Origin of the sequence: Streptomyces nojiriensis, from assembly GCF_017639205.1 — a bacterium.
GTDB lineage: Bacteria > Actinomycetota > Actinomycetes > Streptomycetales > Streptomycetaceae > Streptomyces > Streptomyces nojiriensis.
Window position 1 is genome coordinate 7,119,871 of sequence record NZ_CP071139.1, and the last position, 13,793, is coordinate 7,133,663.

A 13,793-nucleotide genomic window follows, 5' to 3' on the forward strand; every position below is an offset into this window, starting at 1 on the left:
ACTGCTAGGCGAAGAAACCGTGTAGCGGCAGCCCCAGCTGTTCCGGGACTGCCGCCGCTCACGCCGTCTCGTGGTCAACGTCGGTGGGAACAGGGTGGAACCCCTGCCGCAGGGCATCTTCGTAAACCTCTATCGCCTGCCTGGCCTGGGCCCCGACCACCCGTCGCCCCTGGGATAGGCGCTGCGCGACGCGGTCGGCGAGCTGCCTGTCCACGGAGCGCAGGACCCGGCCCTCGCGGGCCCAATCCGCGAGAGCTTGCCACTCCTCGCTGGGGATGTCCTCGACGGCGGCTTCTGCCTCGTCCGACTCGGTGCTCTCGGGCGAGCCGATCTCGAAGGGATCAGCTGTAAGCTCGCTGGCCAGCGCGGCGGGCAGCGTCCACGGGATGCGGGAAACCTCGTCCCAGCAGTCAGGCTTCTTCGCCCACTCCGACACGTGCCGGTCGCCGGAGATCACCGTTTCCATGATCAAGGGACAGAGTTCGTCGAGGGCGCTGTTCAGGGCGTCTGTTGTGCCCTGTTCGTTCCAGATCCTGTCGAGGTCGATCCGCTTCTTGGCCTCAAGCGAGAGCCGGGCGACCGTGTAGGTCGTGATCAGCCGTTTGTGGCTACCAGCCGAGTGTGTACGGGCGATCCGGTCGGCAGCCTGGAAAAGGAGGGAGGTGGCGATGGCGCGCTTGCAGTACTGCACGTCCACGACGGGATCGGACTTCTCGATCCGCTCCATGAAGTGGGCGAAGTTCTTCTGGGCGCCGCGGCTCACCCAGTGCGGGAGCTGTTCCCAGGAGTGCACGAAGGTGGCCAGGTCGGACTTGCTGAATCTCTGTCGCGTCGGCGTAATCAGCTTGAACTTGCGCTGGGCGGCGCGCGTCTCGTACTCCGCGGACTTGTCGGTGTACTGGCCCCGTGCCCGCTCGTAGAACCATCGCGTCTCCTGGCCGCTGCCGTCGGTTGCGGGGGCCCACAGGCTGCGGGAGACACGTTCGAAGGCGACGTGGAACTCGTGGTTCGAGCTGAAGTCGACCAACGTCACCTTGTTCTGGGTGTTGGAGTACTGGGAGATCCTCGGAACGATCTCGGAAAGGTGGGCGGGATCGACGATCGTGAGCTTCATCTGCACGTGGACCCCATCCAAGTCCCGCTTGTCACGGGTCAGGACGTGATGCAGTGAGGCGGTGGTCTGGCCGCCATTGACGATTTGGAGGCCGGTCATGCTCCTGATGGCGATGGGCCGGCCAGCCTCGTCGGTCTCGAAGTCCACGTCCGAGGCGGTGGCGGTCACACCGTTGTTGTAGGCGAGGAACTGGCCCGGGGCTTTCAGAAGGGTGTCGCGGATGCCCTTGTTTACAGTGCCGCGGGTCTGCAGGAAGGACCGAACGTTCAGTTCGAGCAGACGGGTCCGGTGCTCCTTGTACAGCTCGGCCAGCTGCCGACCGGGAATCACTGCCAGGACGACCGAGTAGTTTGGCTCGTCGCTGTGAGCTGCCAGGCAGGGAAGGGGACGCTCGAAAGCCACCTTGATGGGCTCGCCGATACTCCCGGATGTCTCGTGCCTGTGGAGACGCGCGAGATCCCAGAGCTCGTGGGTAACGGGGATCCCCTCGAACTCCGAGGGCTCCGGGGCGCTCGTCGTACTGACCCGGTTGCTGAGGAGGAAGAGGCGGATCTTCGGAACGCTCGACAACGCCTTCTCCACACCGACGCACATGTCGTGCACGTCGGTGTTGTCCTCCTGGTTGGGGCGGATTGACCCGTGCTTTCCCAGGAACGCGAACAGCCGGCGGAAGAGTCTGTCGGACTCGGCCTTGGTCAGCTTGCTGCTCGACGGCGTCAGGTTGAAGTCCGTCGTGTAGAGGTCGAGGCTGGAGCCGTCCTCAGGCATGCCGTAGCCGTAGATCTCCAGTCCCCGAGAGGAGTGGTAGGCGAGTGCTGCGTCGGTGACGACACCGGCTTCCTCAAGGATCTCGAGTACGTGCTGGGTGAACGTGTTCGGAATCGAGCCGCCCTCGGCGTCCGCCAGCGCCTGGATGTCGGTGACCAGCGCGCGGGAGTACTCGTGGACGTCGTGCTCAGCCATGGGTTCCTCGGATCAGGTCGACCAGTTTTTCGGCGGTCACGCTGTGGGTGGCCAGGGCCGACACGTCAATGGTGTAAGTGCAGTTGCCGATCCCAGGCGGCAGCGCGGCCTCGACGATCCGGGGGAAACCCTCCCCGACCGTCCAGAACTCGCTGCGACGCAGGGTGTAGCGATCGTGGTCGTAGAGGTCCCGTTGGTTCGGCAGATAGCCGGCCTGGACCAGCAGGCTCTCGAAGCGCTGTGAGGCGGACGGTGAGGTCAGACGAGCCCGTATCTCGTCCACCAGGCCGTTCAGGCTCGTGCCGATCCCCCGCTGCCGGTCGTCGAGGACGACATGGGCCAGTGCGAGGGGCGTCGAGTCGGCCGTGTCCAGCTGCCGCTCGCTCGCGATCTGCACCGTCCGGGGAGAGCGGACCGTGGTCGACTTCACCTCGACCGCAGCGCCAGGCAGCTGGAAGTCCTGGTTCGTCTGCCGGGGTCCGGTCCAAGAGCCGATAGCTGTGTGCTGGTCGACAGTCGGCAATACGTACTCGAGGAGGAAGTGGAGTTCGCCGAAGAGGCCGCACCGAGCCTGTCGGGACAGGCCCTCGCGTGACACAGAGCGCAGCAGCTGCTGCCACCCAACATAGCGACGAACCGCAGCCTCCGCGGCCGTCTCGGTGGTCGGTGAGTCCCGCACCACCTCTGCGATGTCGGAGACGAGCGGGGTGAACACCTCCGTGAGTTCGTCGTCAGTGAGCATGACCTGGAGCTCGTACTGGTTGCCGGACACCGACGACAGGTTCAGCTGCAGGCCACGTGTGGCCGGCAGTTGTTGGATCTCCTGACGTACGGTGTCAGCGGTCCTGGCGTCAGTGCCGAGCAGCAGCATCCGCCGGAGGGCGGGGTGCGTCACCGACACCTGGATGTCGTGTGGGGAGTCGGGGTAGAGCCGCCGGGTGGACCTCCCCGGGGTCTGCTGGTGAGCTTCCAGCTCCTGCCACACACTCTCGTCGATCACTCTTCGTCCTCGAAGTCGTCGAACTCCATGTCCTGCTTGAACCAGATGTCGTTCACCACGTACTCAGTCTTCAACTGGTGGCGGGAGAACGGGAAGCTGATTGCGAACCCGACCAGCGGAGCGACCGGCTCGGGGCTTCCCGACGACTTGGCCACCTCGGCAGGGCTGAGGGGATAGAGCAGGAGCAACGGCTGATCAGGGCGGCGCTGGTGACGCAAAGGCCGACCGCGGGGGGTGTCCGGATCGAGCGGTTCCCCCTTCCTGTTGAGCTTCCCCTTCGCCGCTTCCTGCGTGGCTTCCAGGGCACGCTTGAGCTGTTCCGGGGTCAGGTCGCGGAGCTCGTCGGCAGGGCTGAGTACACGCTTGATCGTGTAGCGGCCGGAAACGACGTCCGAGGACCTGGAGTGGCTGCGCGTGATGAGGCCGACAGAATGGCCTGCGATCTCGGCCGGAGCTCCCTCGGGCAGTCGGCTCGCCAGACGGATCGTCCAGTTGCCCAGCTCACCCTGTTTGGCGCACTGGCGTACGTACTCCGCGATGAATGCCGGCCGCACCCGCTGGGCCTGTCGGTCGGTGAGGTAGGAGTCGAGGAAACCTTCGGTGACGTCGGAGGACGCGACGCCGCTCCAGACAATGGTCCCGCTCCGCTCGTCCACCTCCCTGGCGGAGTGCGCATCGAGGCGTGCGACAAACGACTCCAGCAGCTCGTGGTTGCTACGGACCACCTTCTCGGAGAGGTCGAAGATGGTCGTCTCGGGAAGCTCACCGGAGTAGCTGAGGCGGACACGTGTACCCTGCCTCATCTTGTTGGACGCCGTGATACCGAGGCCTAGCGACGAGGTTCTGACCTTGAGACCGTACTCGCGGGGGGTAAGTCCAACCGCGGACATCTCCTCGACGTCGCGCCGGAGTTCGTCTGTGGCGGCAGTGATCTCCGCGTACTGGCGCTGCAGCGTACGTGTCGTGTACAGCCGACACAGGTCTTCGTAGCGAGGGCGGTAGCCGAACCAACGTCCCATCTGCAACAAGGTGTCGTACGTCTTGGAGGCACGCAGGTAGTAGCTGACCGACAGCCCTTCGAGGGTCAGACCGCGGGAGAGCTTCTCGCCGCCTACGGCGATGACTGACAAGCCGGTCTCCCGGCGCTCGTAGTACTGGAGGGCGTCCTTCGCCGCACCGTTGACGGCCATGACGGTGATCTTCGCGAGGGCGGCATGGAGATGAGCTTCGACTTCCTCCCAGTCGAGCCTGTCACCGGTCATGTCCTCGGTGCAGGGGACGAAGTCCTCCTCCCAGAGCTGCCGCAGCTCTTCCTCGAGTTCTTCACGTGCGCTGCTGAACCGGTCCTGGAGAACGTCGAAGAGCAGGCGTACATGGGCGTCGATTTGGTCGCGGACCTGCTGCTGCACAGCGGTGAAGCGAGTCACGTGCACCAACATGGAGTTGTGCACTGCGACCTGCCCGCGCGCTCGGCGTGCCGCACAGGTCAGGACGAAGGACCGGATGGCGCGCTGGAGCGACTCCGGAAGGAAGTCGGGAACCTGGAGGTGGGACTTGTGCTTATCCGGCACCCAGAGGTCCGTGTCCTTGATGTTCCTTATAAGCGGCAGGGGCTCGATGTCCTCCTCGTCGCCGTCGGTCTGCAGACCGAAGAGACGCTCGGGACCGAGGTAGTTTGACGGCGCCCGCAGGGTACGGATGAAACTCTCCGGGAAGAGGTCGGGTCCCAGTTCGGCATCGTCTGTGTCGGGGTTGATGTAGATGTTCGCGAAGGGAGTCGCGGTGTAGCCGACGTAGGACGCCTTTGTGAAGCTGTTGACCAGCCGCCTGATGGCCTTGTTGATCGCCGACGGGTTGGTGTCCGGGTCCTTGGAAGTGTTCACTCCGGCGTTGTCGGCTTCGTCGTCGATCACGAACAAGGGAAGGTCGGGAACGACCATCCGGCCGGTCTCCGGGTCCTCCACGCCGTGGTTGTCGATGACCCAGTCGCGCAGGTTGTCGATGATCCGACGGTTCTTTTTGACCACGAGGACCACTGGGACACTGCCCACCGGCACGTTCGCGGAGACCGCCGTCTTCCGGGCGAAGTCCCCCTTCTCGTGACTGGTGGTGAGCGACGCGGCCTTCAGCCGCTTGCCGTGATGCGACATAGCGCCAACACCGATATGACGATGCGCGTCGTCGTCCGAGCGAAACTGGTACTGGGTGTCGAACCCGAGGAGTCCCTCGTCGATACGGAGCTGGGTCTGGCTGCGCAGGTCGTTGTGGATCCCTGCGAACACCACGATGAGCCGGTAGCCGGCGTCGGCTGCCTTCGCGGCGAGCCCGATGAACTGCCCCGTCTTACCGGACTGTACCTGTCCGATCACGAGCCCGGTCCTGCGCCAGATGCCTTCTCGCTGAGGGTCTTCCAGCTCACCGAGAACGTCGTCGGTGCTCTGGTCAAGGCGGCGCACGACCTGCGTCGGGAGCTTGGACACACTCAGCAGGTAGCGCCGGTAGCGGTCCCAGAAGTCCCACTCCCGGTCTGCCTTCGCGTCGGCGAGCCAGGCCACGTGGCCCTCGTCGTTCGTCATGGCGGAGGAATCAGCCTGGAACACGGAAGCTCGGGCCTCGAGCACCTTTCGCACCTGGTCCCGGTCCACTGTGATCCCCTGGGCAGCAAGGATGCTGACCGCGGTGTTCACGGCGAAGTCCACCTCGGCCGGCGTTGCCTGGCGGTCACCCGGCAGGAGCAGCAACGCGGTCTGTTCAGCCTTCTCGAGACTGTCTTCGGGTGTGGTGCTCACAGCGACCTCCAGCGGCCGGGTCGGTTGGGAGTGGGGCTACCAAGTGGGTCAGGAGTTCCAGAAGCCTTGTTGCTCGTCGAAGGGAGGCATGGAGCCAAGTACTCCCCGGGCGTCCTCAGGGGAGCGGCCCTGCTCCAAGAGCGCCTCGTACACCCGGCGAGCGATGTCGACGGTCTCGGGAGCGGCTGGCCCTGGACCGCCGAAGGGTTCGGGGTCGTCGACCGTGTCGGTCTCGTGGAGCATGCGGAGCGCCGTGACCGGGACCGTCTCCTCAAGGAGGCGGAGCATCGAGCGGACGACTTCCGGATTGCCCCCTTGGTCATCCATCGCTGCCTTCACCAAGGGGTGTTTTCTGTTGATACGCAGAGTGATCCGGCCATCGTGACGCTTCACATTCCAGGCAAACCTCAGGGGGTCACCGTGCGCCCGCGACACCACCTGACCACGCTGTCGTGCGGAACGGGAGGCCGCCTCGCGGGTGTACCTGGCGATCCTCTCCAGGTGACGGCGCAAGGAGACGGGGGGAACCACGCTCGCTTTGCGTACGTCCACGCCCCAGTCCGCGTCGGCCTCCGCAGGGATGTCCACGGCGATCCGCGCGAGGTTGTACTTCTCTTCGCGCTTCAGGCCGCGGATCCCCAGCCAGTCACCGGCCAGAATCAGGCGATCACGGCGGTAGACGTAGAAGCCCTGTTGCCCCAGCCATCCCCTCTGCCCGGCAGCCGACTCGTATTCGGCCTCCGAGAGACGCTGTGCCGTGGGGAGGATGAAGGGTTCCACGCGCACCGACTGCGATCCCAGCGGCAAAGGCTCCCAGGGGATCCGCTGTACCGACGGGTGCGTGGACAGAAACGGGTCCCATGGGGAGAGGTCGGAGCCGCGCACCCGGATCCGGCACCGGACCGGACGCTTCAGGAAACGCGCGAAGACCATCGAGAGGTGGGCTTCGGTACGCTCCACCTCCGCATAGAACTGGGCCTGCGTCTTTTCGTCGTCGCCGGCCACGGCGGTGTTGTGGTAGCCGGAGAGCTGCTCCCACAGGACGACGGTCCCGTGCTGCATGCTTCCCGCGATCCGACGCAGGAGGGACGAGGTTGTGTCGCCGGGGTCACGGAGTAGCCGCCACTCCTTGTAGTGCTCCACGACACCGAGGTCCCACGTCCGAACGTGCCAGATCCCGTCCTTGGCTGTGGCTACGGTGAGCTTGCGGCACTGGGAGAACGAGGCGGACTTCAACCCCACACCGAAACGACCGAGATCCATGGCACTCCGCTCGGCGGATGGGCCGCGGGCCGCCACCGTCATGGCGGTCACCAGCTCGGGCTCCGTCATCCCCTTGCCGTCGTCCGTCACTGAGATCCAGGAGCCCTGTCCGTCCCACGTGAAGTCGACGTCGATGTTCTTGGCCTCTGCGGAGACGCTGTTGTCCACAAGATCTGCGACGGCGGCGGGAAGCGAGTAGCCGAGCGAACTGAGCGACGCCACCATGCCGGCAGGGTCGGGCGCGGCAACGTCGAAGTCCATCTTCACGCTCCGTACCCGGTGCACCCGGTCAGTCCTGTGTGGTCGATTCGTCTGTGTGCTCTGCGAAGCGGCACGTGGCAGGACTGCTCGGGCTTCGTGTGGTGAGTGCGCTGCTACTCGTCCCACGTCAGCCGAAATCCCCCGTTCGGAGCATGCTACCGAAAGGGGCTGGTCGGGCGTAGGTGATCTTTGAGAAGAGTTGCCGCTGGAGGCCTGTTCAGTCCAGGTCCCGTTCGCCATAACGCCGTTGGTGACACGGGCTGCCATGGGTGAAGGACATGCTGAGGGGGCTGGCTCCCTGTTGGGCATGGAGCGGGCCATGGGTGCATCAACAGGGGCTTGGCCAAGCCGGGTGGCCGACCCGGAGTTCATAGAAGTGCTTCCCCGGCGGTGGGTACGTTCTCAGGTACTGGAGGCGAGCGGGCGACTCCCTCATCAGCGTCAAGATTGCAGCGGAATACCTCAGTTGACATGGGTGCTGTCATGAGCGCAGGAATCTGCTGCGGGCGCGGTGGCGGCCGCCACGGGGGCTGCCGTGCTCATCCTGTTCGAGGTGCCTCGCGTGGGCGCTGGGGCGGTCAGGTTCGTCGCTGATGCGCAGAGATCGCCACACCCGCTGATGGAGTTCGGCGATGCAGGGGCCGCACGCGAACATCGGCGCCTGCATGCCCGCAACACTCGCTGGTCCGATCCATAAGACGCGTGTCCAGCGTTGCCCGCAGTACAGCCAGCAGACCCCGTCCACCCATGGGTTCCGGTCATCGGTCTGGGCGGGCGCGGGTAGACCTTCGCGCGTAAACGCCTCGATTCCAGGAATCACCAAGCGGTCAGACATGGGGAGTTTCTCCAGTTCGCATCTCCACCGGTCCGAGGTGGTGGGGTCGGGAAGCAGCCTCGTAATCGATGGCTACCGGCGGACGTAGGTCAGTCCGGGGGCGCGGTCGAGGTCGAGGGTGAAGCTGTCCACCTGGTCCGCGCCGCCGGTCAGGGTGAGCGTGTAGCCGTTGCCGACGTACGCCGCTGGCCCCGTTTGGGTGAGCTGGTCTCGGCTTCCTCGGCGCCACAGGTGGAGGGTGCCGGCGCTCCGGGTCAGCCGCAGGCTGCCGGGGGCCTGGTCGCAGGAGAACCTACCGAGCTCGACCTCCGGGCCGCGGTCGCCGTTGGCATGCTGGGTGCGGGCCGCGACCTTGGGCTCTGGGCGCAAGGTCGCGGCCGTGTGGAGGACATCCTTGGGGTCCAGCTCCGGATGTTCTCCGAGGCCCCGCAGGATGGCTGCGGTGATGTAGTCGGCGGCGATGTCGGAGTTGTTAGACAGGCAGATAGCCCGCAGTCCCGTCGCGTCCAGGTGAGTCGCGGCGGAGAACCCTTGTTCGTGCCCGTAGTGGAAGACGCCGACTCGGCCAGGACGGGTGTCGGCGTAGAGGCCGGGTCCGTAAAGGTACGGCTGGTGGTCGCTGGGGTGGTAGGCGAGGGCGTTTTGCCGGGGGAGCTGGTGTTCACACTGCCAGTACTGGTGAAGGTGGGCGAGCCATCGGTCGAGGTCGCTGGCGGTGGTCCACAGGGTTCCCGGGCCGGGCAGCGTGACTGGCACCTCTGTATGCCACCAGTCGTTGTGGACGACCTGGTAGGCGGATGCCGCTCCGGGGATGACCTGGCGGGGGTCGCTCTTGAAGTGGGTGGAGTGCATGCCGAGCGGGCCGAAAACGCGGTGCTGGGCGAGGTCGGGCAGTGTGGTGCGGTGGACCGTTTCGAGGATCTCTGCCAGGAGGAGGTAGTTGGTGTTGCTGTAGAGGAAGCGGCCTTCGGGGACGGCGCGTTGGTGCTGGCGGTAGGCGAGGGTTCGCAGGTCGTCGGCCGTGTAGTGGTCGAGGTCCCGGAAGCCGGCGAGGGAGAGCAGGGACTCGGCGTCGCGTATGCCCGATCGGTGGGTGACCAGGTCCGCGACGGTGACATCGGTGATCTTGAGTCGGGGCAGCAGGTCCGCGGCCTTCTGGTCCAGGCGCAGGAGGTCGTCATGCGCGGCGAGCAGGATCAGGTGGGCGGTGATCTGCTTCGCGACCGATCCGACGTTGAAGGTGGTGTCCGGTCCGATGGGCAGTCTGTGTTCGAGGCTGGCCAGACCGGTGTGTAGAAGAGCGGGCTCTTCGCCTGGCCGGTGGACCAGGAGGGACAGGCCGGGCTCCTCGTCGTGGGCCGCGTTCACAGGGCGAGTGCCTGGTGGTGGGCGGTGGCGAGGCGGTGGCGGAGTCCGTCGTCGCTGATCAGCTCCAGAGCGCGGGCATGGTCGGGTGCCGTACCGGCGAGGAGGCTTCGCTGCTGGTCGAGGTAGGCGGTCAGGAACCGGTGCAGGTCTCCCGCGGTGCTGTTCAGCGCGTGCGCGGTGAACAGCATGGTGAGCGGGAACGCCCAGCAGGCGTGGAGGAATCCGAGCGCAGGCCGCGTTGTCTGCTTCCACGGGGAGTGGAAGTGCGCGGTGTCGCTGATCTTGCATCCCGTTGCCGCGAGGGCGTCGTTCAGCCAGTTGTGCCCGGCCTCGTGGATGAGGTCGCGGGCTAGGACGACCGGGTCGTCGACGTGGTCCATGAAAACCGTGCCGGGCAGGCGGCTGATGGTCCAGCTGTCGAGGGTCTCGCCGAGGTTCTTGGTCCGCAGGAGGCACAGGACGACGGCGTGCGCGGCGAGCAGATCGCCGAAGCCCGCTCGTGCGGCGCTGGTGTACGCGTCGGCCGCGAGGCTGAGCAGGTGGGCCGGGGCGGGCTCGGTACCGGGGCCAGGGCGTGTCCGCAATGTCAGCCGGGGAGCCATAGTCGCAGGCAGGCGAGGGTGACCAGGGCTTTGTAGTGGCGGGCTCGTTTGTCGTAGCGGGTGGCGAGGGCCTTGTTCTGCTTGAGCCGGTTGAAGCAGCGTTCGACGACGTTGCGGCGCCGGTAGACCTCACGGTCGAGACGGCACAGGCTCTCTCCGCGTCGACGCCGTCCGCTGATCTGGTCGACGCGTTCGGGGATGGTGCAGGCGATCCCGCGTTTGCGCAGGTAGGAGCGGATCTTGCGGGATGAGTAGCCCTTGTCGCCGACCACCCGTTCCGGTCGGGTCCGGGGCCGGCCCGGCCCGCACCGCTTGATGCGGATGCGGGCCATGACCGGCTCGAACTGCGTGCAGTCGTTCACGTTCCCGCCGGTGAGCGTGAACGCGAGAGGGCGGCCCCGGCCGTCGCAGGCGAGGTGGATCTTGGTGCTCAGTCCGCCTCGGGACCGGCCGAGTGCCTCACCGGTCCAGGGCCCCCTTTTCGGGCTCCGGCAGCGTGCTGGCGGGCCCGCACGATCGTCGAGTCGACGCAGACGACCGACCAGTCGACTTCGCCGATCGCATCCGAGTGCTGCTGGACGTGGGCCAGGAGCCGGTCCCAGGTTCCGTCCGCCGACCAGCGGCGGAACCGTTCGTAGACCGTCTTCCACGGCCCATACCGTTCGGGCAGGTCCCGCCAGGCAGCACCCGTGGACAGCTTCCACAGGATGCCGTTGAGGACCTGCCGCCGGTCCCGCACCGGACGTCCCATCCGGGGCGGAGCCAGTAACGGTCCGATGATTTCCCAGGCCTGATCGGTCAGTTCATGACGTCGCACCACGAACGGAGTAACGACCGATCGACATTGCGGACACGCCCTAGCAGGGTCGGTAATCACCAGTGGCTGATGACGCCCTGGATCGAGCTCAACTGGCCGGGGTAGAACGGCTGCGGGTGAAGCGACAGTCTCGCTCCCGCCGCGGCGCATTCTCCCCAGATTCTCCCCAGGCCCCTTCAGTCGAGACACCGAGGCCTTCGCTGGTGCGAAGTGGATCTCGGGCTCCGCGCTGCCTGCTACAGCCAGTCCCGCTTCTTGAAGATGATGTACAGGCTCGTACACACCACTGCCATCAGCAGGATCGCGAAGGGGTAGCCGGCTGCCCAGTGCAGCTCCGGCATCGTCTCGAAGTTCATGCCGTAGATGGTTCCCACGAGTGTGGGTGCAAACAAGATGGCCGCCCACGAGGAGATCTTCTTGATCTCCTCGTTCTGTTCGAAGCCTGCCTCGGCCAGGGCGCGCATTTCGGCGTTCTGTTGTTGGGAGACCAGGGTGGCGTTGACCGTGAGGATCTCCGTGAGGGCCTGGCGGAAGCCGTCGACGCGTTCGCTCGTGTGGGTCACGTGGTCCGCCACGTCGCGGAGGTAGCGCTGGAGTTCCTCGTCCGTGCCGTACTTCGCGAAGCCCGCCATCAGGCCGTGGAGCATGCCCACCAGGGGGCGGGTGGCGCGTTGGAACTCGACCATTTCGCGGGAGAGTTCGTAGATGCGGCGGGAGACCGCCGGGTCGCCGCGGAAGACCTCCGTCTCGATCTCGTCGATGTCCGTCTGGACGCCCTCGACGACCGGGGCGTAGCCGTCGACCACCGCGTCGAGGATGGCGTACAGGGCCGCCTCCGGGCCGAGGGAGAGGAGTTCCGGGTTGCCCTCCATCCGGCGGCGGACGGCGGACAGGTCCGGGGCGCCGCCGTGCCGGACCGTGATCAGGAAGTCCGGTCCTACGAAGATGTGGAGCTCGGCGAAGTCGACCTCCTCCTGGGCGTCGAGGTAGCGGGCGGCGCGCAGGACGACGAAGAGGGTGTCGCCGTAACGCTCCAGCTTGGGGCGCTGGTGGGCCTCCAAGGCGTCCTCGACGGCGAGTTCGTGGAGGTTGAACTCGGCGGCCAGGGAGTGGAGTTCGGGTTCCGTCGGACGGTGCAGGCCGATCCAGGCCATCCCGTCGGGCTCCTCGCGCAGCTGCCGGAAGGTCTCGGCGAGGGTGGCCGGGGAGGCGATGCGGCGGCCGTCGCGGTAGACGGCCGAGTCGATCACGCTGCGGTGCTCCGGGGGAGCGGCGGCCGCCGGTGCGGGCTGCGGGCCGGTCGGCTGTCCCGGCGGAGGGCCGGCGGCGGCCGGGGTGGCCGGGCGTCGCCAACCCGTGCGCTTCGCGGCGGACGGCGAGGGGCGGCGGTCTGGGCGCTCCGGCATCGCAGGTCAGCTCCCGGTCGAACGTCTGTTTACGGGCAAGGGGCAGGATATAGGGGAGAAAAGGGCGGCCGGTGCCGGGCAGGGGGTTCCGGCCCGCTCCCGTCCGCTTCGGTTCCGGGGTTGCGGACCGAAGCTGTCCGCAAGGGGGATTAGTTTGCTGCCATGGCTTCCAGGACGACACACCCCGTACTCGCCACCCGCGCTCTGAACCGTGCCACGCTCGCCCGCCAGCTGATGCTCAGCCGCGCCGAGATGTCCGCGGGGGACGCCGTCGCGCACCTGCTCGGGCTGCAGGCGCAGAACGTGAAGCCGCCCTACTTCCAGCTGCACGCCCGGCTCGCCGGCTTCCGGCCCGCCGAGCTGGCCGGGCTCATGGAGGCCCGCGAGGTCGTCCGGATGGTCACCATGCGGTCGACGATCCACACCCACACCGCCCACGACGCCCTGGCGCTCAGGCCCCTCGTCCAGCCCGCCCGCGACCGCGAGGTCAACTACTTCCGCAAGGGGCTCGCGGGGGTGGACCTGGAGCGGCTCGCGCGGCGTGCCCGCGCCTTCGTCGAGAGCGAGCCGCGCACCATGGGCGAGATCCGCGAGGAACTGCTCGAGGAATGGCCCGACGCCGACCCGCAGTCCCTGTCCGTCGCCGCCCGCTGCAGGCTGCCGCTGGTCCAGGTCACCCCCCGTGGGGTGTGGGGGCGCAGCGGCCAGGTCCGGCTCACGACCGTCGAGAGCTGGCTCGGGAAGCCCGCCGGAGCGGCGCAGCCCGTGGACGAGGTCGTGCTGCGCTACCTCGCCGCGTTCGGGCCCGCCTCGGTCAAGGACATGCAGACCTGGGCCGGACTGACCCGGCTGCGCGAGGCCTTCGAGCGGCTGCGCCCGGGCCTCCTCGTCTTCCAGGACGAGAACGGGGTGGAGCTCTTCGACCTCCCGGGCGCCCCCCGTCCCGACGCGGACACCCCGGCCCCGCCCCGCTTCCTCCCGGAGTTCGACAACCTCCTGCTCTCGCACGCCGACCGCACCCGCGTGGTCGCCCCCGAGGTCAAGGGGCGCACGTGGACCGGGAACCAGGCCCACTGCACCCTGCTGGTGGACGGGTTCCTCGCCGGCCTGTGGAAGCTCGAAGGGCGGTCGCTCACCATCGAGCTGTTCGGTCCGGTCCCGAAGGCGGCGAAGGAGGAGATCGTCGCCGAGGGGGAGTCGATGGTGGAAGGGATGGCGGAAGGGATGGCGGGAGAGGGGGAGCAGGCGGGTGGTGCGGCGGTGCGGTTCGGAGCGGTCAGAGCCTGACGCGCGTCCCCTGGCGGCCCCGTACCGTCCCGGACGGTCAACTCGCGGCTGACGCCGCACTGGTGGTCCGTGCACCGAAGACGGCACG

The 13,793-nt window shown here is 67.0% G+C and carries 8 protein-coding genes and 1 pseudogene; 1 reads left to right on the forward strand and 8 read right to left on the reverse strand.

Features of this window, described 5'->3' with window-relative positions; translation table 11 throughout:
• Positions 1–58 precede the first annotated feature (58 nt).
• The 8 genes and pseudogenes from JYK04_RS32960 to JYK04_RS32995 form a co-directional block, all read right to left on the reverse strand.
• Positions 59–2,077, reverse strand: a complete 2,019-nt coding sequence (locus JYK04_RS32960; RefSeq protein WP_189745970.1) for an AIPR family protein — start codon at positions 2,075–2,077, stop codon at positions 59–61.
• Positions 2,070–3,077: a PD-(D/E)XK motif protein gene (locus JYK04_RS32965; protein ID WP_189745971.1), complete on the reverse strand. Its 1,008-nt coding sequence runs from the start codon at positions 3,075–3,077 to the stop codon at positions 2,070–2,072. The genes JYK04_RS32960 and JYK04_RS32965 overlap by 8 nt, the downstream gene beginning before the upstream one ends.
• Positions 3,074–5,866, reverse strand: a complete 2,793-nt coding sequence (locus JYK04_RS32970; RefSeq protein ID WP_189745972.1) for a Z1 domain-containing protein — start codon at positions 5,864–5,866, stop codon at positions 3,074–3,076. The genes JYK04_RS32965 and JYK04_RS32970 overlap by 4 nt, the downstream gene beginning before the upstream one ends.
• A 48-nt stretch (positions 5,867–5,914) precedes the next feature.
• Positions 5,915–7,390 (reverse strand): ATP-binding protein, encoded by a 1,476-nt coding sequence (locus JYK04_RS32975; RefSeq protein WP_189745973.1) that lies wholly within the window; start codon positions 7,388–7,390, stop codon positions 5,915–5,917.
• Between the two features lie 907 nt (positions 7,391–8,297).
• On the reverse strand, positions 8,298–9,593 hold the full coding sequence (locus JYK04_RS32980; protein ID WP_189745974.1) for a serine hydrolase domain-containing protein: 1,296 nt from the start codon (positions 9,591–9,593) through the stop codon (positions 8,298–8,300).
• Positions 9,590–10,177 (reverse strand): aKG-HExxH-type peptide beta-hydroxylase, encoded by a 588-nt coding sequence (locus JYK04_RS32985; RefSeq protein WP_189745975.1) that lies wholly within the window; start codon positions 10,175–10,177, stop codon positions 9,590–9,592. The genes JYK04_RS32980 and JYK04_RS32985 overlap by 4 nt, the downstream gene beginning before the upstream one ends.
• A gap of 2 nt (positions 10,178–10,179) precedes the next feature.
• Positions 10,180–11,012 (reverse strand): annotated as a pseudogene (locus tag JYK04_RS32990) (IS5 family transposase).
• A 236-nt stretch (positions 11,013–11,248) separates the two neighbouring features.
• Complete coding sequence (locus JYK04_RS32995) at positions 11,249–12,418, reverse strand: magnesium and cobalt transport protein CorA (RefSeq protein ID WP_189740560.1); 1,170 nt, start codon at positions 12,416–12,418, stop codon at positions 11,249–11,251.
• Positions 12,419–12,580: 162 nt separating this feature from the next.
• On the opposite strand from JYK04_RS32995, the gene JYK04_RS33000 reads away from it, so the two are divergent.
• On the forward strand, positions 12,581–13,705 hold the full coding sequence (locus JYK04_RS33000; RefSeq protein WP_189740563.1) for a winged helix DNA-binding domain-containing protein: 1,125 nt from the start codon (positions 12,581–12,583) through the stop codon (positions 13,703–13,705).
• The last annotated feature ends 88 nt before the right edge of the window (positions 13,706–13,793 follow it).

Bases quoted from the DNA above. Each gene is read 5' to 3' on its own strand.
- JYK04_RS32960 (WP_189745970.1), bottom strand. From the start codon at position 2,077: ATGGCTGAGCACGACGTCCACGAGTACTCCCGCGCGCTGGTCACCGAC.
- JYK04_RS32975 (WP_189745973.1), bottom strand. From the start codon at position 7,390: ATGGACTTCGACGTTGCCGCGCCCGACCCTGCCGGCATGGTGGCGTCG.
- JYK04_RS32995 (WP_189740560.1), bottom strand. From the start codon at position 12,418: ATGCCGGAGCGCCCAGACCGCCGCCCCTCGCCGTCCGCCGCGAAGCGC.
- JYK04_RS33000 (WP_189740563.1), top strand. From the start codon at position 12,581: ATGGCTTCCAGGACGACACACCCCGTACTCGCCACCCGCGCTCTGAAC.